Source organism: Luteibacter anthropi (assembly GCF_011759365.1).
Lineage (GTDB): Bacteria > Pseudomonadota > Gammaproteobacteria > Xanthomonadales > Rhodanobacteraceae > Luteibacter > Luteibacter anthropi.
The window spans coordinates 32,855-55,315 of record NZ_JAARLZ010000009.1; the positions used below are offsets into that span (position 1 = coordinate 32,855).

Consider the following 22,461-nt stretch of genomic DNA (forward strand, 5'->3'; position numbering starts at 1 on the left):
CCTTGCATGCGTGGGGACGTGGCACCATACACGGCTTCCCTCCCCGATTCCGCCGTGGAAACCGCCATGTACGAAGCCAAGGCCATCGCTGCCGACGACAAGGCCACTCTTTATGCCGAACTGGTTCAGCAGGCCGAGGGCCTGATGCATGGCGAGTCCAACGCCATCGCCAATGCGGCCAATTTCGCTGCGCTGGTCTATGACGTGCTGCCCGATCTCAATTGGGCCGGTTTCTACCTGTTCGACGGCAACGAGCTCGTGGTGGGCCCCTTCCAGGGCAAGCCGGCCTGCATTCGCATCGCCCTCGGGCGAGGCGTCTGCGGCACGGCAGCGCAGAGCCGGCAGACCCAGCTGGTGCGCGACGTGCACGAGTTCGAAGGGCATATCGCCTGCGACGCGGCATCCAATTCCGAGATTGTCGTGCCGCTGGTGAAGGGCGACGGCAGCCTGTTCGGCGTGTGGGATGTGGACAGCCCGGTGGTGGGGCGTTTCGACGACGAAGACCGCAAGGGCATGGAAGCGCTTTGCGAGGCCTTCATGAAGGCTATCGCTGGCTGATCGGTTTCCGCATATGCCGGTCGCGCGCAGGCGCGCTCCTACCCCCTGCCCTGTAGGAGCGCGCCTGCGCGCGACCGGACCGGAGCGGCGTCTGTAGGAGCGCGCCTCGCGCGCGAATCAGGACACGGCGGCGAAGCCGCAACCTCGGAACGCGCCTTGCGCGCGACCGGACGGGCGAAAAGGCCGGCCCTGGCGCAGCCGATGTCTTACAGCTCGTGCGGGCGCGGCGTATGCAGCAATTCGACGATGCGTGCCCGCGCTTCCTCGACACCGGTCTTCGCCAGCGACGAGAAGACCTGCGCCGTACCCGCCACGCCCTGCGTGCGGAACTCCTTGCGCAGCGCTTCGAGCGCCTTGGACGCCTGCCCGCGCGAGATCTTGTCCGCCTTGGTCATCAGCACATGGCAGGGCAGCTCCGTCGCCGCGCAGAACTCGATCATCGTGCGGTCGAAGTCCTTCAGTTCATGGCGGATATCCACGATGAGCACGATGCCACGCAGGCTGCGGCGCATTTTCAGGTAGGCGTCGATCTCGCCGCGCCAGTGCGCGCGCATGGCCTCAGGTACCTTGGCGTAGCCGTAACCGGGCAGATCGACCAGGCGTGCCTCCAGTGGCGACGTGCCCTCGGGCCCCTTCAGCGGCGGCAGGTCGAATACCACCATGAGCTGCGTGCGGCCCGGTGTCTTCGAGGTGCGCGCCAGCCCGGTGTGGCCCGTGAGCGCGTTGAGCGCACTGGACTTGCCCGCGTTGGAGCGACCGGCGAAGGCGACTTCCGCACCCTGGTCGTAGGGCAGCTGGGTGATTTCATTCGCGGCCAGCACGAAGCGGGCGCCGTTGAGCGTATTGGAGGACATGGCGTCGATACGGGTGACACGTGGCCGGGCAGTGTATGCGATATGGCCCCTGGCCACTTGAGCTGCCGTTTGACCGGGCTCCGAACACACCCCCATAATCATTTGGATGAGGCGTGGCAGGGAGCACGCCCGGTCATGAGAAGTATCCCCTTACGGAGACGCTTATGAAGTTCCGGCACGCCGCCGCTGCCATGTTCGCGACGCTCGTCATGAGCGCCGCTGTTGTTGCCCAGTCCACCGATCCAGCCAAGCCGACCAGCGCGCCCGCGCCAGCCGGTACCGCCGCCAAACCGGGCGCCAACGCAGCCGCCGATCCGGCCACGCCGGGTATGCCGAAGACCGACGCCGCCACCGCTTCCGCCCCATCGGGCGAAGCCACGGTCGCCACCAAACCGGGCGATGCCACCGCTGGCCAGGGCAAGGCCGCCGCCTGCGGCGCATGCCACGGCATGGATGGCAACTCCACCGATCCGCAATACCCGAAGCTGGCCGGCCAGAGCGAGCAGTACATCGCCGCCCAGCTGGCCGACTTCAAGTCGGGCAAGCGCTCCAACCCGATCATGGCCGGCTTCGCCGCCGCGCTGTCCGAGCAGGACATGCACGATGTCGGCGCCTACTTCGCCACCAAGGCCGCCCTTCCGGGCGTGGCCGACCAGAAATACGTCGACGCGGGACAGAAGCTCTACCGCGAGGGCGACGTCGATCACGGCATCCCCGCCTGCATGGCCTGCCATGGCCCCGACGGGCGCGGCAACCCAGGGGCGCACTATCCGCAGCTCACCAGCCAGCACGCCAATTACATCGAGGCGCGCCTGAAGGCATGGAACGATTCGTCGCGCGACGCGTCGAAGGACGGCCCACACGTCAAGATCATGGCTGCCGTAGCGCAAAAGCTCTCGCAAGAGGACATCGGCGCCGTGGCGAGCTACATCGAGGGACTGCACAGCGCCGAGCCCGCGGCGCCTGTCGCACCCGCGTCGCCCTGAAGACGGTAAAGTTGGGAGATCGAACGGGCCCCTCGTCGGGCCCGTTCTCATTTCGATGGCACGAAAAAAAGGATACGAATCCGATGCGTATGCGCCTTCCCCTACTCTGCGCGGCCCTGATCGGCCTTGCGGCCTGCGGTTCCGGCAACAGCGATGGCGGCACCACCCCGCCGCCGGCCGCCTCCACGGCCGCCAGCGCACCCGCGGCTCCGGCCAGCGCACCGGCAGCGACGCCGGCCCCGGCATCCACGGCAAACACCGCGCCGGCCGCATCGGGCAGCAGCGCCTCGGCCGCACCGGCTCCTGCCGCAGCCGCCGACCCGGACGACGCCAAGCGCCCGGACGTGAAGCCGTTCGTCGATGAAGGCAAGTGGGTGGAAGGCAAGCAGTATTTCCGCATCGATCCGGCCCAGCCCACCAGCAGCCCGGGCAAGATCGAAGTCACCGAGGTGTTCTCGTACGGCTGCCCGGCCTGTTTCCAGTTCCACGGCGTGGTCGACGAGCTGGCCAAGAGCCTGCCCAAGGGTGCGGTGATGACCTACACCCCGGCCTCGTTCCGCCCCGATGAAAACTGGCCGCTGTTGCAGCGCGCCTACCTCACCGCGCAGGCCCTGGGCGTGGACAAGCAGACTCACGACGCCATGTTCGATGCCGTGTTCAAGAGCGGCGAACTGGGCATCTTCGACATGAAGACGCAGAAGCCGAAGCCGCAGTCCGCCTGGCCCACCATCGACGACGTGGCCAGGTTTTACGCGCAGCACGGCGTGAAGGCCGAAGACTTCGTCGCCACGGCCAACTCCTTCACCATCAACACCAAGATGAAGCGCGCCGATGAACTGATCCGCGCCTACGAGGTCGATAGCACGCCCACCATCGTCGTGAACGGCAAATATCGTTTCACCCCGGGCTCGGCCGGCGGCTATCCGCAGGCGGTCGAACTCGCCCAGTGGCTCATCAGCAAGGAAGCCGCGGGCAAGTAACCGCGTACCACGAAACCCCACGGAGATTCCCATGTTCAAGCGTCTCTCGCTGCTGCTCGTCACCCTGGCCATGGCCACGGCATGCAGCGCCAAGCCCGCCGAAGGTGCGGCCACGTTCACCGACGGCACCGAATACGTCACCATTCCGCAGGCCAGCCAGCAGCGTCTGTCGAAGGAAGGCAAGGTCGAGGTCGTCGAGGTGTTCTCGTTCGGCTGCATCCACTGCGCCCATTACGAAGACAAGGTCGAGGCCCTCCAGAAGGAACTGCCCAGGGACGTAGTGTTCCATCGCGTCCCGGCTGCCTTCAACGACGCATGGCTGCCGTTCGCCCAGGCCTACTACGCAGCCGAGAAACTCGTTCCGGCCAACAAGCTCGACGAATCTACCGACAAGCTGTTCAAGGCGAAGTGGGATCAGCACATGCCGCTGAACGCCATCGAAGAAATGGCCGACTGGTACAAGCAGAACTACAACGTCGACAGCGCGAAGTTCGTCGCCGTCGCCACCGGCCCGGAAGTGAAGGCGAAGATCCTCGCCGACACCAAGCTGATCCAGGCCTGGGGCGTGGACGGCACGCCGACCATCGTCGTCGATGGGAAGTACCGCAGCGCAAGCATCAAGGATTTCGACCAGCTCAATGCGCTGGCGAAGTACCTGGTAGATCGCGAGCTCAAGGGCGGCAAGTAATCCCCGCACCGGGCCGATGCCCCCCGTTCACGCGACGGGGGGCATCCTCTGCCGCCTCGGCCCGAAGAGACCTGATTCCCCTTTCGTCATGACCCGCTCCTCGCCGCCATCGCCCGCCGCACCCGAGCGCACCCTGCGCCTGCTGAGCTGCAACATCCTCGCCGGCGCGAGCGTCCAGCGGTACAGCGACTATGTCACCCGCAGCGTCAACGCCGTGCTGCCCGGCTCCTCGAAACTGGCCAACCTCGATTCGCTGGCGGCCCTGCTGCACGAATTCGACGTGGTGGGCCTGCAGGAGGCCGATGCCGGCAGCCTGCGCTCGGGTTTCCTCAACCAGACCCGCTACATCGCCGAAGCCGCCGGCATGCCGTTCTGGAGCCACCAGCCGAACCGACCGATGGCCCGTGTCGCGCATTCGGCCAACGGCCTGCTGAGCCGCATTGAACCCAGCGAAGTCATCGACTATCCGCTGCCGGGCCGCATCAAGGGCCGTGGCGCGCTGTTCGTGCGTTTCGGTGAGGGTCCCCACGCCCTTGTGGTGGTGATTGCCCACCTGTCGCTCGGCGCCGCCGCGCGCATGGGGCAGCTGGGTTTCATTGCCGAACTGCTCGCGCCATATCCGCACGCGGTGCTGATGGGCGATCTCAACACCGAGCCCACCAGCCCGGAAATGCGTTTGCTTTTCGAGCGCACCGCCCTGCAGATGCCCACCATCGCCACGCCCACCTTCCCCAGCTGGAAGCCACGGCGTGCGCTCGACCATATCCTCACCTCGGCTGACATCGCGCTCGATCGCACGTGGACATTGCCCCGCGCCTTCTCCGATCATCTGCCGCTTGCCGCCGAAATCCGCCTGCCGCTGTCGCTTGCCGAGGCGATAGGCACGGCTTCACCGAGATAGATCCATGAAACCCAGCCTGCGCGCTGCCCTGCCCTGGGTCGCCATCCTCATCGTCGCCATCGGCGCCGCCGTGCTCCGGTATGGCTTCATCGAGCCGTCCGACGCCGCGCATGCCTGCGAGGGCAAGGGTGGCCCGTGGTGGTGTGGCGTGCGCGAGCTGATCGTGCAGGGGTTTCTTACCTATGCCTATGGGTACGCCGCCATTGTCGTGGCGCTGCTGGCGCTGTTCTGGCGCGGTGTCGGCACGGCTGTGCTGGCGGCATGCCTGGGGGTGATCGCCTTGCAGTTGTATTGCTACGAGGGTGGTGGACTGGCGCTGCTGATCGGAGCGTTGCGGCTGGTGCGGGTGCAGTACGAGCGCTGGGAAGCTGTCGCTGCGGCTTGATCGGAGCGATTTGCCGCGGCGGGGCGGCCGGGTGCGTTTCGCCTTGGTGCGGTCGCGCGCAAGGCGCGCTCCTACAGGTAGCTCGTTGCTTCGTACCGGTCGCGCGCGAGGCGCGCTCCTACAACGCAGCTTGCGCGCGGCCGGGTACCTGTAGGAGCGCGCCTCGCGCGCGACCGGTACGAAGCGAATACAGAATTACCGCCGCGCCCGCTTCCACGCCGTAAGCACCGGGATCGCCAGCGCCAGGTTGAGCAGCAGCCAGCCCCAGGACACCACGTTGGCGCCGATCTCCTGCACCACCACGGCCGCACCGAGCAGCACCAGCCACACGGCGAGCAGGCGCTCCTCGACCAGCGGCATGAGGACATCCTCACGCGTGCGCAACAGACCCAGCAGGAAAAACCCGATGCACGGCAACGCGAACAGCCCGATAGGGAAATCGCGGTAACGGCCGTTGAAGACCAGCAGGATGCCGTAAAGCGTCAGCACGAACATCCAGAAGAAACGCTGCGGCGTAAATGCATCGGACCAGGTGATGCCCAGGCGACGACGCTCCTGCGGTGCCGGCGCGACGGCCGCCGGGTTCACCGGTGATGCCAGGCGCGAAGCAACGGCGCGCGCCAGCGAGAGCGAGGTGAGCAAGCCGACGATGCCCACGCCGATGCCCGTCGCCCATTCGATGTTATTGCGGCAGGCAAACAGCAGCAGGCGCGCATGGGCCGCCAGCGCCGTGCCCACGGCAAATCCCGAAAGCAGCAGGGCGAGCCAGCCCTGAACGCCGTGCCAGCGACGGCCGAAGGCACCTGCCAGCAGGAAGATAACGGCACCGATGCCACCCGCTGCGATGGCCCAGGCCCAGCGCGGCTCTTCCACCACGGGGCCGGTCATGGCGAACTTGGGCTTCGCATCCACGTCGAAGATGCCCCAGTAACCGCCGACGGTGCCTTCCAGATCACGCTTCCACGGCTGGTCGAAGGCTTCGATGACGTTGTAGGGCATGTCCACCGTGGCCGCGTAGTTCAGGAACTCGCGCAGGTAACGTGCCTCGTTCACCAGGCTGGCGCTGGCGTCGCGGCGCGTGCGCCCTTCGCTGGGCCAGCCGGTTTCGCCGATCATGATGCGCTTGCCGGGGAATTCGGCCTTCATGCGCTGGTAGACGTCGGCGACGTGATGCACGGCGCGCTCCGGGGACACCGGCTCGTCTTCCCAGTACGGCAGGATATGGATGGTGAGGTAATCCGTGGCCTCGGCAAGACGCGGATGCTTCTGCCAGAACTCCCACACATCGGCGTAGGTCACCGGCACATCGGTGGCATCGTTCACCCGGCGGATATAAGCCGCAAGCGCCTTCTCGGGCAGCTCGCCGCGCAGCAGCACCTCATTGCCCACCACGATGCCGCGCAGGCTGTCGTGGTCACGACGGGCCGCCTCGATCCCCAGCTTGATCTCGCGCTCGTTGGCCACCGGATCGCGACCGAGCCAGATGCCCATCAGCACCTTCATGCCATAACGACCGGCGATATCCGGTACGGCACCCAGCCCCTGCCCCATCGAATACGTACGCACGCAATCGAAGCGGGTGGAGAGGGCCTTCAGGTCTTCCTCGATCCGCTCGGGCGGAATAAAGGCGTTGACGTCGAACGGGGTCTCGCCCTTCAGCCGGAAAGGCGCATAGGACACGCAGGCGATCTTCGCCGTAGGCGAATCAGGCAAAGGGATCGGGCGACCCAGCTGCCACCAGTAGCCGGCGCCGAACAGCGCGGCGGCGATAAGGATGATCCATGCGAGCGGTCGCGCGAACCGCGCGTAGGGGCTGAGAGGCGGCATGCCGTTCCAGTAACGAAATCGAAGAGGCGAACCGGACTAGCTTAACGGCCCGCAGGCGACAGGGCGATTCCCCCGGAACGGGCCGTTCATCCGGTTTACGCGCGGGTTTCCTACAATGATGGGTACGTCCCCGTGAAGGAATCCCGATGGCCCCCTCCAAGGCATCGCGACGCATCCCCCGTCCGCTCCGCTTTCTCGCCGGCCTCGCCCTGGTCGTCTGTGTCATCGCCCAGTCCCCGGGCGCCGCCGCCGAAGGCACCGACGCGCAGCGCATGCGTTTCCGCCAGGCCTATGCGGCGGCCAGCCAGCAAGGTGGCGATGCCTGGCGCACCCAGGCCACGGGGCTGGAGAACTATGTCCTGTTCCCCTACCTGGAAGCCGCGGCGCTCACGCACGACCTGCGCACGCTGGACCGCGCCCGGGTCGACGCCTACCTCAACCGCTATCCGGGGCTGATCCCTGCCGCCGACCTGCGCCGCGACTTCCTCGGCGAGCTGGCACGCCGCAAGGACTGGACCACGTTCGCCGCGATGTACCAGCCCGGCCTCGGCGATTCGCTGGCCTGCTACGCCCTGCAGGCGAAGCTGTCGCGCAACGAGCCGCTGGTGTTCGAGCGCGACCTTGCCGACCTGTGGAAGAAACCCAGCCTGCCCAACAGCTGCGACCCGGTGCTCTCCGCCGCGCACGATGCCGGCCTGCTCACCGGCGAACGCCTGTGGGCCCGCATCCAGGTAGCGGCCGATGCCGGCAAGGGCGGCACCATCGCCTCGCTGGCACCGTGGCTGCCGGCGTCCGACGCATCGGCCGCGCAGCGCATCGCGCTGGCGCTGAACGACCCGGCCACCGCCCTGCGCCAGGCTGCCGACTGGCCCGATACGCCGCGCCATCGCCAGGCCGTCACGCTGGCCCTGCAACGCATGGCCCGTCGCCAGTCCAGCGTGGCCGACGGTGCATGGACCACGCTCGCACCGAAGTTCACCCTGAGCGAGCAGCAGAAGGGTGCCGTGCTCAACGCACTGGCCCTCTTCCACGCCACCGACTTCGACGAGTCGGCACTCGACCGCCTCGCCGCCCTGCCCCTTTCCGCCCAGACCGACGCCAGCCGCGAATGGCGCGTGCGCGTTGCCCTGGCCCGGCAGGACTGGCCGGCTGCGCTCACTGCGCTGGACGCCCTGTCGCCCACGCAGAAGGATGACGGCGAATGGCGTTACTTCCGCGCCCTGGTCCTCGGCAAGCTGGGGCGCAACGACGAAGCGAAAAGGCTCTACCAGTCGGTATCACAGGAAGCCACGTACTTCGGCTTTCTCTCGGCCGACCGCATCGACACCGCCTACGCTATCTGCCCGGTGACAATGCCTACCGATGAGCGTCGCGAAGCCGCACTGCTCAACGACCCCGGCCTCGACCGTGCTTTCGAGCTGTACGCCGTGGGCCTGCAGAAATACGCCCGTCGCGAATGGTCCTCCGCACTGGCCGGCCGGGACGCGGACACCCAGCGCCTCGCCGCCGACCTCGCCTTCCGCAAGGGCTGGTACGACCGCGCCGTGTTCGGCCTGTCGTCCGGCGAAGCGCTGCGCCTGTACGAACAGCGCTTCCCGCTCGCCCGCCAGGATGGCGTGGTGGAACAGTCGAGCCAGGCTGGCATCGAGGCGCCATGGGCGTACGCGATCATCCGCGCCGAGAGTGCCTGGATGAGCGACGCCCGCTCCGGCGCCGATGCCCGTGGCCTCATGCAACTGCTGCCCGCCACGGCGGCGAACGTCGCCAAGCGCAACGGCCTGTCGTGGGGCGGCGGCGAGAGCCTGTACGACCCCAGCACCAACATCGTGCTGGGTACTCGCTATCTCTCGCAGATGGCGGCCCGCTTCAACGGAGCCCCGTGGCTTGCCAGTGCCGCCTACAACGCCGGCCCGAACAAGGTCGACCAGTGGCTGTCCGCCCGCGGCACCCTTGATCCGGATCTCTTCGTGGCCAGCATTCCCTACAAGGAAACCCGCGAATATGTCGCGCGTGTCATGGCCTTTGCCGTGATCTACGACTGGCGCCTCAACGGCAATGCGCTGTCCATCGGCTCGCGCATGACCCGCATCGGCAGCACCTATTCACTGCCGTCGTCGGGTGCCGTGCGCAAGCCGGTGAGCTGCCCCGCCCCCGTCGTGAGCAAGCCCTCGCCGCCGGCCACCCCGGCTGTCGCGGAACCTGCACCTGCCGAGGCATCCTCGGCACCCACGCCGGAGGAGCCCCAGCGCTGATGCTTGGCGGCGCGGTCCGCAGCGCCTACGCTCGGACCGACGCCGCCAGACAGGGGACCCCATGAAAGCCCAACGTATCGTCATCCTCGGTGGCACCGGCTTCGTCGGCGGCAGCCTCGTGCCCCGTCTCGCCGCGGACGGCCATTCGATCCTGCTGCTGTCGCGCAACCGACAGACCCGTCGTCACGCCACCGTCGGGCGCAACGTCAGCGTCGTCACGGCCGACGTCTATGACCCACCGACCCTGCGCCGGCATATCGCCGGCGCCGATGCCGTCATCAACCTTGTCGGCATCCTCAACGAAAGCCGTCGCGACACGTTCGAACGCGTGCATGCCACGCTCACCCGGCTGGTGGTGGATGCCTGCCGTGACACCGGCGTGCATCGCCTGCACCAGATGAGCGCGATGAAGGCAGGCCAGGGACTGTCGAAATACCTGCGCACGCGCGGCGAAGCCGAAGCCCTGGTGAAATCCTCCACGCTCGACTGGACGATCTACCAGCCCAGCACGATCTTCGGCCCCGGCGACGGCCTGGTCACCCGCTTCGACACACTGCTGCGCTTCGCACCGGTCATGCCGCTACCGCGACCCAAGGCGAAGATGGCACCGGTCTACGTCGGTGATGTGGCCGACGCCATCGCACGGGCCGTGGCAAACCCTTCGATCTCGCTACTGCAAACCTTCGAGTTGTACGGCCGCGAGACCTGGACGCTGCTCGACCTCGTACGCGCCATTCGCGATACGCGCGGCCGACGCCGCCTCGTGCTACCCATGCCCGACTCGCTCGGTCGTCTCCAGGCCGAACTGGCCCAGTTCGCCCCAGGCAAGCCGTTCACACCGGACAACTTCCGCACGCTGCGCACCGACTCCGTCGGCAAGGTCGACGGCCTCGCGCAGCTTGGCATCCAGCCGCAGCTGCTGTCGGCATGGCTGCCCCGCCTGCTCGGCCAGTCCGAACACCAGCGACGCCTCGACGAGGCGCGCGCCAAGCGGCGCCCCTGAAGGACACCATGGATATCTACCTTGTCGGCGGTGCCGTACGCGACAAACTGCTGGGCCGCCCCGTCGTCGATCGCGACTGGGTCGTCGTGGGCGCCACGCCGGAAGACATGGTCGCCGCAGGCTACAAACCCGTAGGCAAGGATTTCCCCGTCTTCCTGCACGGCGACACCAGGGAGGAATACGCCCTCGCCCGCACCGAACGCAAAACCGGTCGCGGTTATCACGGGTTCGCTTTCCACGCCGATCCGGGTGTCACCGTCGAGCAGGATCTCGAACGCCGCGACCTCACGATCAACGCCATTGCGCAAGCGAAAGACGGTCGCCTCGTCGATCCGTTCGACGGTGTGCGCGACATCGAAACACGCACGCTGCGCCATGTATCTCCCGCCTTCGCGGAAGACCCGGTGCGCCTGCTGCGTGTCGCACGTTTCGCCGCACGCTATGCGCCGCTGGGCTTCACCGTCGCCAGCGAAACCATGGCCCTCATGCGCCGCATGGTCGAAGACGGCGAAGTGGATCACCTCGTGCCGGAACGCGTGTGGGCAGAAACCCGCAAGGCACTCGCCGAACCAATGCCGCAGGTCTTCGTGCAGGTGCTGCGGGAAAGCGGCGCACTGCGTGTACTGTTCCCGGAAGTAGACGCCCTCTACGGCGTGCCGCAACGCCCGGAATACCATCCGGAAGTAGACACCGGCATCCACATCGAGCTGGTATTGCAGGCCGCAGCAAGACTCGCGCCCGGCGACGCGCTGGTGGCCTGGTGCGCACTGACGCACGACCTCGGCAAGGCACTTACTCCTGCCGACGTGCTGCCGCGCCACATCATGCACGAACAACGCGGCATCGAACCGGTACGCGAAATCTCAGCGCGCCTGAAAGTCCCCACCGAATACGCCTTCATGGCCGAGATGGTCTGCAGGCACCATCTCAACGCCCACATGGCCTTCGAACTGAAACCGGCAACGATCCTGCGCCTGCTCGAATCCCTGGGCGCACTGCGCCGACCCGAACGCCTCGACACCTTCCTGCTCGCCTGCACCGCCGACAAACGCGGCCGCCTCGGCAGCGACGACGCCGACTACCCGCAGGCCGATTACCTTCGCGCCTGCCGCGAAGCCGCCGCCGCCATCACGTCCAAACCCTTCGTCGACCAGGGCCTCGAAGGCCCCGCCATCGGCGAAGCCATGAAGAAAGCCCAGACCGCCGCCATCGCCCATGTAGGAGCGCGCCTTGCGCGCGACCGATGATGAGACTCGCTAGCCGCCCATGGCAGGCCCCCTGCCGAACGGACAGGAGCCGATCGCAAGGCCATCAACCTCACGACACCGTATCCCTGTAGGAGCGCGCCTGCGCGCGACCGGTTGGATCGAAACGATGAGGGTATTCGCGACAACCGGTCGCGCGCAGGCGCGCTCCTACAAGGGCACGGTGGTGCGGCAGGGTTTTCCACACGATCACCGTGAGATGGAGCGAGGCAACGGGCGCAGCCCTTGTCGCGATCAGTCGTCGGAGTGGGACCAGTTGCCACGGCGGGGTTTGCCGGGGTGTTTGGGCACGGTCTTGCGGCGGAGCTTGGCTTCGAGCGTGGCGGCCTGTTCTTCGCGCTCGTCGTGGAGCTTCAGGTAATTGCGCCAGCGTTGCGTCGAGAGCTCGCCCGTCGCCAGCGCAGCCTGGATCGCGCAGCCGGGTTCGTTGGTGTGTCCACAGTCGGCGAAGCGGCATTGCGCGGCGAGGGTTTCGATGTCCGCGAACAGGTCGAGGTTTTCCTCGCCGGTGAGTTTCAGTTCGCGCATGCCAGGTGTATCGATGAGGCAGCCGCCCGTGGGCAGGCTCAGCAACGCACGATGCGTGGTGGTGTGGCGGCCACGGCTGTCGTGCGAGCGCACGGCGCTGGTCGCCATGCGTTCCTCGCCCAGCAAGGTGTTCGTGAGCGTGGATTTGCCCGCACCCGACGAGCCCACGAGCACGGCGCTGGAACCCGGGCCGAGGTAGGACTCAAGCAACGCCACCGTGGCCGGATCCTTGCCGTTGATCGCATGCACCGCGGCTTCGGAAGGAAGGCGTTCGCGCAGGGCGGTGACCGCCGCATCGACGTCCACGCCGGTGTCCGCCTTGCTGAGCAACACCACGGGGCGTGCGCCCGAACCTTCGACCAGCGTGAGGTAACGCTCGATGCGGGCGGGATTGAAGTCGCCATCGAGGCCGGTGAGCACCAGCACGTAGTCGATGTTGGTGGCGATGATCTGTCGCTCGTAGCGCTCGCCGGCCGCCGCGCGGGTGAGCGTGCTGCGCCGGGGCAGCACGGCTTCGATCACCGGGTGGTTCGCATGATCGAGGAAGACGAAGTCGCCCACGGCGGGCCGCAGCGACGGGTCGAGGCCCCGCTTCAGGAACTGTCCGGCCGGCTGCGCGTTGAATGCCGACGCCCCGTCGTGCACCTCGTAACCGGCACGATGCTGGGCCACCACGCGCGCAAGTCGGCGTGGGTCGTCGGGCAGGCCAGGCTCGCGCCAGCCGATACGGCGCAGGCGCGCCAGGTCCGCAGGGTCGGTCATGGCCGCGATTATGCCCGCTCGGAGACCGATTTCCGCCTCGCGACACCATGACGACGCTGTTAGGATCGGGACAGACCGCCGGGAAAGGGCCTGGCGGCACCTACCGGAAGTCTCGCGAAGTGTCCTCGATCAAGCCCAGCACGCACCTGGCGGAAGTGCGCTACGAAATCCGCGGCGCCCTCACCCGACGGGCCCGCGAACTGGAGGCCGCCGGCCGGCCGATCATCAAGCTCAATATCGGCAACCCCGGTCGCTACGGCTTCACCACGCCGGCCCACCTGCGCGAAGCCATTGCCAACCACCTGACCGACAGCGAAGCCTACGGTCACGAGCAGGGCCTGGAAGAAGCCCGCGAGGCCATCGTCGCCCAGCAGCGCGCCCGTGGGGCCGTCGGTGTCGAGGTGGAACGCGTGTTCGTCGGCAACGGCGTGAGCGAGCTGATCGATCTTTCCCTGCGCGCCCTGATCCAGCCGGGCGAGGAAGTGCTGCTGCCCAGCCCTGACTACCCGCTGTGGAGCGCTGCGACGATCCTCAACAACGGACACCCGCGCTATTACCGCTGCCTCGCCGAGAACGGCCACCTGCCCGACCCGGACGAGATGGAATCCCTGATCGGCCCGCGCACCCGCGCCATCGTGCTGATCAACCCGAACAACCCCACCGGTGCCGTCTATCCGAAGGCGTTGCTGGAACGCATCGTCGGCGTGGCGCGCAAGCACAACCTGCTGCTGCTCTGCGACGAGATCTACGACGAGATCCTTTACGACGGCACGCCGTTCCAGCCGCTGGCGGCCGTGGCCGGCGATCACCCCTGCGTGAGCTTCGGCGGTTTGTCGAAGGTGCATCGCGCCTGCGGTTACCGCGTGGGCTGGATGAGCCTGTCGGGCGATCCGAAGCGCACCGTGGATTACCGCGAAGCGCTCCAGTTGCTGTCGGCGCTTCGACTGTGCGCCAACGTCACCGCGCAGTGGGCCGTAAAGCCTGCCCTGCTCGACAAGCCCACCATCACCGAGCTGACTTCACCGGGCGGCCGCCTGCACGAGGCGCGCCGGCTCATCCTCGACCAGGTGAAGGCAAGCCCCTACTTCGACCTGGTCGCTCCGGGCGGCGCCATCTACGCCTTCCCCTGGGTGCGTGCCGACGCCGTGCCGCATTTCGACGACACGGCCTTCGCCCTGCGCCTGCTGGACGAGGAAAACGTACTGGTCGTGCCCGGCACCAGCTTCAACCTGCCCGCCAGCCGCCACCTGCGCCTCACCCTGCTGCCGGAGCTGGCCCAGCTGGGCGAGGTGTTCGCGCGCATGGATCGTGTGCTCGGCCGCATGGCCGCCGAAGACCGGCCGCTCGCCAGCGCGGTCGCCTGACGATGACGGCACCGACGTTCCTGGCCCTCGGCGATTCGTACACGATCGGCGAGGGCGTGGCCGAGGCGGGCCGTTGGCCCGTGCAGCTGGTCGCGCGCCTGCATGCCGACGGCGTGGCCGTGGGCGAACCGCGGATCATCGCGACCACGGGCTGGACGACCGACGAGCTGTCGGCCGCCATGGATGCCGCGCACCTGACGCCCGGCTATGGCCTGGTCACCCTGCTGATCGGGGTGAACAACCAGTATCGCGGGCGCCCGGCCACGGAGTATCGCGAGCAGTTTCTCGCCCTGCTTCATCGGGCGATCGGGCTCGCTGGCGATGCGCGGCGTGTGGTGGTGGTGTCGATTCCCGACTGGGGCATCACCGCCTTTGCCGAGGGGCGTGATCGCGCGGCCATCGGCAAGGACATCGATACGTTCAACGCCATTGCGAAGGATGAAACCCTGCGTGCCCATGCCCGCTGGGTGGATGTGACGCCAGCCTCGCGGCAGGCTGGCGCGAAGCCGGGCATGCTGGTGGACGACGGACTGCATCCGTCGGCGAAGCAGTATGGGCTGTGGGTCGATGCCATCCTGCCGGAGGCGCGGGCTGCGTTGCGGGAATTGCCGGCGAGGTAGAGGGTCGCCGGTGGGCCGATGCATCGGCCCGTCGCGCGCAGGCGCGCTCCTACAGGGGGTGCTTTGGGACGGGTCGCGCGCAGGCGCGCTCCTGCTGGTGTTGCTCTGGAACGGGTCGCGCGCGAGGCGCGCTCCTACAGGGGGGTGCGGTGCTTGTGTAGGAGCGCGCCTTGCGCGCGACCGGTACAACGTGAAGCCACGCAGCCAGCAGCCACCCCCAGCTGAAACATAGGCTTACCCCCGAAACCTCACTGAAATACCCACGCCACGACGCGGTTACGTCTCAAGCAGACACTGGCGCCCCGGGACAGCCCCGGAAACCGACGCCATGGCCAAGATCACCTGCCGCAGCGCCTTCATCTCCGACGTGCACCTCGGCACGCCCGACTGCAAGGCCGCCTATCTGCTCGACTTCCTCCATCACCTGGATTGCGAGCGCCTGTACCTGGTCGGTGACATCGTCGACCTGGAAGCACTCGCCAAGCGCCACTGGTGGCACCCGGACCACAGCGCGGTGATCGCCGAGATCATCGCCATCGCCGCACGCGGGGTCGAGGTGATCTACATCCCCGGCAACCACGACTTCCAGATGCGCGGACTCGCCGGCTCCACCATCGCGGGCATCCGCGTGGAGCTGGACGCCCTGCACGAAGGCGCCGATGGCCGTCGCTACCGGGTGAGCCACGGCGACGAGTTCGACCCCGAGCACATCGGCAAGCGCTGGCTCACGGTACTGGGCGATGCCATGCACCGCGTCATCTGCTGGGCCAACCGGCGCATGCACGCGGTGCGCCGCCGCCTCGAACTGCCCTACCTGCCGCTGTCGATCATCATCAAGTCGCACATCCGCCTGGCCATGGAATACATCCGTGGTTACGAGCAAAGAGTGGCCAAGGATGCAAAGGAGCGCGGGCTGGACGGTCATATCTGCGGCCATATCCACTTCGGCCACATGCGCCCCATCGACGGCATCCTGTACCTCAACGACGGCGACTGGGTGGAGCACTGCACGGCGCTGGTCGAGGATTTCACCGGCGCCATGGAGCTGATCCACTGGACCGAGCGGTACACGCCGCTAGGTCGCGCCAGCCGTGAGACCGTGTTGCCCTCCCCCGAGGCGGTACTCAGTTTTGCCCCGCTGGCGGACTGCCGGGCCGACCTGTCGACCCTGCGTGCCGAGGTGTCGGTAGCGGGTTGAAACGGACAGGGCCGAGCCCATGTAAAATGGGCTCCTTTCCCCATCCGCGGTGAACCAGAATGGCCCTTGATACCCCCACCCGCGAGCGCATCGAAGCCCTGCTCGCCCAGCACGAGGTCGTGCTGTTCATGAAGGGCACGCGCCAGCAGCCGATGTGCGGCTTTTCCGCCGCCGCCACCAACACGCTCAACGACGTGGTCGACCAGTACCACACCGTGAACGTGCTGGAAGACCCGGAAATCCGCGAGGGCATCAAGGAGTACGGCCAGTGGCCGACCATCCCGCAGCTGTACGTGAAGGGGGAGCTGGTAGGCGGCTCGGACATCATCCGCCAGCTCTACACCAGCGGTGAGCTCTACACCCTGTTCGGCTCCAGCCCCCCGGACCGCACGCCGCCGGAAATCACCATCACCGACAAGGCCGCCGACGCCATCCGTGGCGGCATGGCCAACGCGCAGGACATGGCCCTGCACCTGGAGATCGGTCCGGACCACAGCGCCGGCTTCCAGCTGGCCCCGGCCGGTGATTTCGACATCGTCACCGTGGCCAACGGCATCGAAGTGCATTTCGACCCGGGCAGCGCCCAGCGCGCCAAGGGCATCGTGATCGACTGGGTCACCACCGTGCAGGGCGAAGGCCTCAGCCTGAAGTTCCCGGGGGCCGTGGAGATCGGCACCCTGTCGGTGCACCAGCTGAAGGATCGCCTGTCTGCCGGCGACATCGTGCTCGTGGACGTGCGCCCAGCGCACGGTCGCGCCATGGCCGCGCCGCTGGCTGGTGCGCGCATCCTCGAAGACGAGGGCTACGAGGCCCTGGCCTCGCTGCCGAAGGACACGGCGATCGCCTTCATCTGCCACCACGGCATCTCCAGCCGCGCCGCGGCCGAGCGCTTCGCAGCGCATGGCTTCACGCAGCTGTTCAATGTGGAAGGCGGCATGGATGCATGGGCCCGCGAGGTCGATCCGAGCGTCGCCCGGTACTGAGCCTGCTGCATTTTGATAAGGAAACGGCGCCCCAGGGCGCCGTTTCCTTTTGTAGGAGCGCGCCCTGCGCGCGACCACATCATGGCGTGAGGCACGATATTTCATAGGCTGTCGCGCGCGAGGCGCGCTCCTACAACAGCGCGCTTGTGACATGTCACGTCGCTCGCAGGGACGGGTCGCGCGCGAGGCGCGGTCCTGCATGTCGGTCGCGCCAGCGGAGGAAGGGGCGTTCTATCGCGTAGTGCAGCATCGCGCCGCCTGCCAGCGTGGCGACGGTGAAGATGGCGAAGCGTACGAAGCGGTGGCCATCCAGCGATTCGCCGATGGCATGGTCCACGAGAGTGAAAACGCCCTTGTGGCTGAGATAAAGACTGTAGGAGGCCCGGGCCAGCCAGCCGGCGCCCGGGATGCGCAGCGTGCCGAACCATGTTGCTCCGGATGCCGCCGCGACGAACAACGCCATCGACAACGCTACAAGCGGATAACCCAACACGCACGGCCAGAAATCCACTCGCGCCCTGTCGAACAACACGATCGACGCACCCAGGCACACCAGGCCACCCACGAAGACCTTGCCGGCATGCGCATGTATGCGTGCCATAAGCACCGGCCGGTAGACCGTGATCGCGGCGATGAGCACACCGGCCAGCAGACCGTCGCAGCGCGACCAGGTGGGGTAATAGAGATAGCGCAGGTATTCAACGCCCGGCCTTTCACCCGCCGCGATGATCGGCTGGATGAAATGCGACCAGAGCCATGCGCGCAGCAGGATGCCGCCGACCAGCACCAACGAGCATGTCAGCGCAAAACGACGCACCGAGGGGCGTCGCGACAATGCGAACGCCAGAAAGGGGAACACCAGGTAGAACTGCTCTTCCACGCATAACGACCACACGTGCGAGAACGCGTAGTTGTCGCCATTGTCGTAAAGCAGGTTGAAGGTGAAGGTCGCGAACTGCCATAAGGGTTGCATGCCCGGTGTTTCCCGCCATGCGGGCCAGAAGGCATACAACGCCAGCACCACGAAGAAGGCTGGCAGGATGCGGATCATGCGGCGCTTGTAGAAGCCGGGGAAATCGACGCGTCCCGTGCGCTGCAACGAAGCCAGCACCTGCCGGCCGATCAGGAAACCGCTCAGCACGAAGAACAGGTCCACGCCCATCCAGCCGGATCGTTCCAGCATCCCGAAGCCTTCGCCCAGCCCGCCGACGAGATAGCTGTGAAACAGCATCACCCATGCAATGGCAACGGCGCGCAGGGTATCGAGGCCGGGCTGGCGGTCCATGGAACGTCCTTGGGATGGATCGTGACAATCTGGGCCGCGCCCGTGGCGCGGCCGGGGTGGAAAAATGGCCGGACGCAGGCAGCGTCAGAAATTGCTGGAATAGAGCATCGCCACGATCTTCCAGCCATCGTCGGTGCGCAGCATCTGCCAGGTTTCGGCACCGTGGTTCTGCACCTTGCCGTCCATCAGGAAGTCGAAATCGAAATACACCGTGCCGATCGCACCGTCTGTCTGGATGCGGACGTTGTGGAAGCGCTCCTCGATCGGCCCCTTCGCCTTGCCAACGAAATCGGTGAATTCCTGCCAGCTGCCGGGCTTGTAGCGCGGTACGTCCTTGCCCGGATGCTCCTTGCGGACTTTGACCAGCGAGGCTTCGCCGAGCGCCGTATACCAGCCCTTGCTGTCGGCCACGAAGAGCGAGCCGAGCGTTTTCGCGTCATGGGCCTTCAGCGAGGTCTGGAACGTATCGACGACTTTCTGGATATCGGCCCGTGCATCGTCAGCCAGCACCGGCAACGGCAGCAGGAGGGCAAGGGCGAACAGGCAGGGACGAAGGTTCATCAGGGCGACTCCGTTGACCAGGGAGGCCCAAGGACAGCAAAGCAAAGGCCCGCCGCATAGCAGGATGCGGCGGGCCGTGGACTTGTCGCGACGAACCGGTGGCTTACACGAGGCAACCGACCAGGCTGTCGTAGATGGACAGCCGCGAGCCCGGCAACTTCGTTTCCAGCGGATGCTCGCCTTCCAGCACCTTGTAGAAGTCTTCCACCGGGGTGTCCTTGGCGAGGGTGAGCTTGCACTTGTACAGCTTGGCGTTGACCTGCACCGCGCCCGACTTGCCGTTCACGCCGGCGTAGCTGCCGGCGAAGGTCCAGACACATTGCTTGACGCTGGCCTTGGTCGAGTCGACCGAACAGCGCAGCTGCAGGGGCCGGAGGTTGGCGTAATCGCCTTCGCAGAAGGTATCGCCGCAGACCTTGTCGAAAGCGGTACCGAGGCGAGCCTCGGCGCTGAAGAAGCGATCCATGCCGGCTTTACCGGCCAGTCGGTGGCGTCGACATAACGTGCCGGAGCGGGTGCCGGGTTGGGCGCAGTCTGCGCAAATGCCGTGGCGGAAACGGTGAACAGGACGGCGACGAGGGCGGTTCGGATCATCGGGTGACTCCTTGGTTAGGGAGTCGATATCTCACCGTCAAAGGCGCCACGGGTCTGTCCCGTGGCGCCGGAAGTGACGTGTAGTCCCGTCGCGCCTGGGGTTATAGCCAGCGCCCGTAACGACGGATGTAAATCGTCTTCATCACCTGGGTCAGCACGCAGTAGCAGGCCAGGGTCAGCGCCAGCCAGGCGAAGTAGATGCCCGGCAGAGGCTGCATGCCGATGCGTGCGCCCAGGCCCGAGTAAGGGATGAGCATGCCCACGATCATGATCGCGCTGGTCAGCGCCAGCACCGGCGCGGAGGCCACGCTGCGAAGGAACGGAATGCGGCGTGTGCGGATCATGTGCACGATCAGCGTCTGCGACAACAGGCCCTCGATGAACCAGCCGGACTGGAACAGCGACTGGTGCTCGGGCGAGTTGGCGCCGAAGTAATGCCACATCAGCCAGAAAGTGGTGATGTCGAATACCGAGCTGACCGGACCGATCCACACCATGAAGCGGCCGATGTCGCCGGCATCCCACTTCTGCGGCGAGCGCAGGTATTCCTCGTCCATGCGATCGAACGGAATCGACAACTGGGAGAGGTCGTAGAGCAGGTTCTGCACGAGGATCTGCAAGGGCATCATCGGCAGGAACGGCAGGAAGGCGCTCGCCACCAGCACGCTGAACACGTTGCCGAAGTTGGAGCTGGCCGTCATCTTGATGTACTTCATGATGTTGCCGAAGGTGACGCGCCCTTCGAGCACGCCCTCCTCCAGCACCATCAGGTTCTTTTCGAGCAGGATGATGTCGGCCGACTCCTTGGCGATATCGGTGGCGGTATCCACCGAGATGCCCACGTCGGCGTCGCGCAGCGCAGGCGCATCGTTGATGCCGTCGCCCAGGAAGCCCACGGTATGGCCGCGGCGCTGAAGCGCCTTCACCACGCGGGCCTTCTGCACGGGCGACATCTTCGCGAACACGGTGGTCTTCTCCACCATGGCGTCGAGCGCATCGTCGTCGAGCAGTTCGATATCGCGCCCCTGCGCCGAGGCGGTGACGTCCAGGCCCACTTCCGAGCAGATCTTGCGGGTCACGGCCTCGTTGTCGCCCGTGATCACCTTCACTGCCACGCCGTGGTGGTTCAGCGCGCGGATGGCCGTGGCGGCGGAGTCCTTCGGCGGATCGAGGAAGGCCAGGCAACCCACGGCGGTAAGGCCCGCCTCGTCGGCCACGCCGTAGGCGCGGTCGCCCGTCGGGTCGCGGCGTACGGCCACCACCAGCACGCGCAGGCCGTCTTCATTGAGACGACGGGTCATCGCGCGGATCTCGCGGCGTTTCTCGTCGGTGAGCGGCTCCACGACGTCGCCAGTGCGCGCCTCGGTGCAGATCTGCAGCATTTCCTCCACGGCGCCCTTGCAGATCAGCAACTGCTCGTCGCGGCCGTCGGTGACCACCACGGACATGCGGCGGCGCTGGAAGTCGAAGGGGATCTCGTCGACGATGCGGAAGCGGCTCGCCACGGCTTCGAGGTCGCGGTGGGTGAGCACGGCCTTGTCCATGAGGTTGCGCAGGCCGGTCTGGAAGCGGCTGTTGAGATAGCCCCACTCCAGTGCTTCGTCGGAATCCTCGCCCGCCAGGTCCACATGGCGTTCCAGCACGATCTTGTCGAGCGTGAGGGTGCCGGTCTTGTCCGTGCACAGCACGTCCATGGCGCCGAAGTTCTGGATGGCGTTGAGGCGCTTGACCACCACCTTGCGCTTCGACATGGCGATGGCGCCCTTGCCGAGGTTGGCGGTGACGATCAGCGGCAGCATTTCCGGCGTGAGGCCCACGGCCACCGACAGGCCGAACATGAAGGCGCCCAGCCAGTCGTGCTTGTCGAAGCCGTTGATGAGGAACACCACCGGCACCATCACCGCCATGAAGCGGATCAGCAGCCAGCTCACCGAGGAGATGCCACGGTCGAAGCTGGTCTGCACGCGCTCGCCGGACAGCGTGCGCGCGAGCGAGCCCAGGTAGGTGCGGGCACCGGTGGCCAGAACCACGGCCGTAGCCGTGCCGGAGACCACGTTGGTGCCCATGTAGCAGACGGTGGGCAGGTCGAGCGGGCCGCTGGAATCCACCGCCTGGACGTGGCCGTTGGGCGCCGCCTTTTCCACCGGCAGGGATTCGCCGGTAAGGATGGCCTGGCTGATGAAGAGGTCCTTGGCCGCCAGCAGGCGCAGGTCGGCCGGGATCATGTCGCCGGCGCCCAGGTGGACGATGTCGCCCACCACCAGCTCTTCCACCGGTACTTCGATACGCTCGGCGTGCCCGTCTTCCGCACGGCGGGTGACGGTGGCCGTGTTGCGCACCATCGCCTTGAGCTTCTCCGCCGCCATCGAGGAGCGGTACTCCTGGGTGAAGGAGAGCAGCACGCTGATGCCGACCATCACGCCGATGATCACCGGGCCGGTGAGGTCGTCGGGGTCGGTGAACAGCTGCACCACCGCCAGCACGAGCAGCACGATGATGAACGGGTTGCGGAAGGCGCGCAGCAGCTGGATCGACCAGTGCGCCGGCTTCTCGTGGCCCACCTCGTTGATGCCGTCGCGGTCCAGCCGCTCGGCAATGGCTTCTTCGTCGAGGCCGTCCGTGCGCGAGTCGAGCGAGCGCAGCAGCTCATCCGCCGGACGGTATGCGTCCGCCGTGGCGTTGGTGAAGGTCTTGGCGGCGACGGCCGCCGGCGAGGTGTGGTTCTTCATGGCTCGCTACCTTTCCGGACGCAGACTCCGGCGGCGCGAGCGGCTCTCAGCAGGTGGCTGACAGCAGGCGCGCCGGCAGGGGCCGACGGACGGTATTCCGGGTGGTCGTGACGAAGGACGGCGTGGGCCGCGCCGTAC

At 66.8% G+C, this 22,461-nt stretch carries 20 protein-coding genes; 13 read left to right on the forward strand and 7 right to left on the reverse strand.

Going from position 1 to position 22,461, the window contains the following annotated elements; all coding sequences use genetic code 11:
• Positions 1-66 precede the first annotated feature (66 nt).
• A complete protein-coding gene (locus tag HBF25_RS15990) occupies positions 67-558 on the forward strand; it encodes a GAF domain-containing protein (protein ID WP_243853279.1) in 492 nt (163 codons plus the stop codon).
• Positions 559-764: 206 nt separating this feature from the next.
• Here the strand turns inward: HBF25_RS15990 and yihA are convergent, their stop codons facing one another.
• On the reverse strand, positions 765-1,412 hold the full coding sequence (gene yihA / locus HBF25_RS15995; RefSeq protein ID WP_166950140.1) for a ribosome biogenesis GTP-binding protein YihA/YsxC: 648 nt from the start codon (positions 1,410-1,412) through the stop codon (positions 765-767).
• A 164-nt stretch (positions 1,413-1,576) separates the two neighbouring features.
• On the opposite strand from yihA, the gene HBF25_RS16000 reads away from it, so the two are divergent.
• The 5 genes from HBF25_RS16000 to HBF25_RS16020 all read left to right on the forward strand — a co-directional run bounded on the left by HBF25_RS16000 (position 1,577) and on the right by HBF25_RS16020 (position 5,352).
• Positions 1,577-2,398, forward strand: a complete 822-nt coding sequence (locus HBF25_RS16000; protein WP_243853273.1) for a c-type cytochrome — start codon at positions 1,577-1,579, stop codon at positions 2,396-2,398.
• An 83-nt stretch (positions 2,399-2,481) separates the two neighbouring features.
• The gene (locus HBF25_RS16005; RefSeq protein WP_166950142.1) at positions 2,482-3,378 is read left to right on the forward strand and encodes a thiol:disulfide interchange protein DsbA/DsbL; all 897 of its coding nucleotides are present in this window, start codon (positions 2,482-2,484) and stop codon (positions 3,376-3,378) included.
• A 31-nt stretch (positions 3,379-3,409) separates the two neighbouring features.
• A complete protein-coding gene (locus HBF25_RS16010; protein WP_166950144.1) occupies positions 3,410-4,066 on the forward strand; it encodes a thiol:disulfide interchange protein DsbA/DsbL in 657 nt (218 codons plus the stop codon).
• Positions 4,067-4,154: 88 nt separating this feature from the next.
• A complete protein-coding gene (locus HBF25_RS16015) occupies positions 4,155-4,967 on the forward strand; it encodes an endonuclease/exonuclease/phosphatase family protein (protein WP_166950146.1) in 813 nt (270 codons plus the stop codon).
• Between the two features lie 4 nt (positions 4,968-4,971).
• On the forward strand, positions 4,972-5,352 hold the full coding sequence (locus tag HBF25_RS16020) for a hypothetical protein (protein WP_166950148.1): 381 nt from the start codon (positions 4,972-4,974) through the stop codon (positions 5,350-5,352).
• A gap of 195 nt (positions 5,353-5,547) precedes the next feature.
• Here the strand turns inward: HBF25_RS16020 and HBF25_RS16025 are convergent, their stop codons facing one another.
• A complete protein-coding gene (locus tag HBF25_RS16025) occupies positions 5,548-7,179 on the reverse strand; it encodes a glycoside hydrolase family 17 protein (RefSeq protein WP_166950150.1) in 1,632 nt (543 codons plus the stop codon).
• A gap of 146 nt (positions 7,180-7,325) precedes the next feature.
• Here HBF25_RS16025 and HBF25_RS16030 point away from each other — a divergent pair, with 146 nt between their 5' ends.
• From HBF25_RS16030 to HBF25_RS16040, 3 genes are all read left to right on the forward strand, one after another.
• The gene (locus HBF25_RS16030; protein WP_166950152.1) at positions 7,326-9,431 is read left to right on the forward strand and encodes a transglycosylase SLT domain-containing protein; all 2,106 of its coding nucleotides are present in this window, start codon (positions 7,326-7,328) and stop codon (positions 9,429-9,431) included.
• Positions 9,432-9,492: 61 nt separating this feature from the next.
• The gene (locus tag HBF25_RS16035; RefSeq protein WP_166950154.1) at positions 9,493-10,434 is read left to right on the forward strand and encodes a complex I NDUFA9 subunit family protein; all 942 of its coding nucleotides are present in this window, start codon (positions 9,493-9,495) and stop codon (positions 10,432-10,434) included.
• 8 nt (positions 10,435-10,442) lie between these two features.
• On the forward strand, positions 10,443-11,681 hold the full coding sequence (locus tag HBF25_RS16040; protein ID WP_166950156.1) for a multifunctional CCA addition/repair protein: 1,239 nt from the start codon (positions 10,443-10,445) through the stop codon (positions 11,679-11,681).
• A 252-nt stretch (positions 11,682-11,933) separates the two neighbouring features.
• Here the strand turns inward: HBF25_RS16040 and rsgA are convergent, their stop codons facing one another.
• Positions 11,934-12,989 (reverse strand): ribosome small subunit-dependent GTPase A, encoded by a 1,056-nt coding sequence (gene rsgA / locus HBF25_RS16045; RefSeq protein ID WP_166950158.1) that lies wholly within the window; start codon positions 12,987-12,989, stop codon positions 11,934-11,936.
• Positions 12,990-13,108: 119 nt separating this feature from the next.
• On the opposite strand from rsgA, the gene HBF25_RS16050 reads away from it, so the two are divergent.
• From HBF25_RS16050 to grxD, 4 genes are all read left to right on the forward strand, one after another.
• On the forward strand, positions 13,109-14,353 hold the full coding sequence (locus HBF25_RS16050) for an aminotransferase class I/II-fold pyridoxal phosphate-dependent enzyme (protein ID WP_166950160.1): 1,245 nt from the start codon (positions 13,109-13,111) through the stop codon (positions 14,351-14,353).
• A gap of 2 nt (positions 14,354-14,355) precedes the next feature.
• Positions 14,356-14,973, forward strand: a complete 618-nt coding sequence (locus HBF25_RS16055; RefSeq protein ID WP_166950162.1) for an SGNH/GDSL hydrolase family protein — start codon at positions 14,356-14,358, stop codon at positions 14,971-14,973.
• A 328-nt stretch (positions 14,974-15,301) separates the two neighbouring features.
• Positions 15,302-16,171: a UDP-2,3-diacylglucosamine diphosphatase gene (locus HBF25_RS16060; RefSeq protein WP_166950164.1), complete on the forward strand. Its 870-nt coding sequence runs from the start codon at positions 15,302-15,304 to the stop codon at positions 16,169-16,171.
• Between the two features lie 59 nt (positions 16,172-16,230).
• Entirely contained in the window at positions 16,231-17,154 is a 924-nt protein-coding gene (grxD, locus tag HBF25_RS16065; protein ID WP_166950166.1) for a Grx4 family monothiol glutaredoxin, read from the forward strand.
• Between the two features lie 154 nt (positions 17,155-17,308).
• Here the strand turns inward: grxD and HBF25_RS16070 are convergent, their stop codons facing one another.
• From HBF25_RS16070 to mgtA, 4 genes are all read right to left on the reverse strand, one after another.
• The gene (locus HBF25_RS16070; RefSeq protein WP_166950168.1) at positions 17,309-18,439 is read right to left on the reverse strand and encodes an acyltransferase family protein; all 1,131 of its coding nucleotides are present in this window, start codon (positions 18,437-18,439) and stop codon (positions 17,309-17,311) included.
• A gap of 84 nt (positions 18,440-18,523) precedes the next feature.
• Positions 18,524-19,000 (reverse strand): nuclear transport factor 2 family protein, encoded by a 477-nt coding sequence (locus tag HBF25_RS16075; protein WP_166950170.1) that lies wholly within the window; start codon positions 18,998-19,000, stop codon positions 18,524-18,526.
• Between the two features lie 103 nt (positions 19,001-19,103).
• Positions 19,104-19,466 carry a hypothetical protein gene (locus HBF25_RS16080; RefSeq protein ID WP_166950172.1) on the reverse strand — a complete coding sequence of 121 codons (363 nt, stop codon included), beginning with the start codon at positions 19,464-19,466 and terminating at the stop codon, positions 19,104-19,106.
• A 229-nt stretch (positions 19,467-19,695) separates the two neighbouring features.
• Positions 19,696-22,323, reverse strand: coding sequence for a magnesium-translocating P-type ATPase (gene mgtA / locus HBF25_RS16085; protein WP_166950174.1), 2,628 nt, complete (start codon positions 22,321-22,323; stop codon positions 19,696-19,698).
• Positions 22,324-22,461 lie beyond the last annotated feature (138 nt).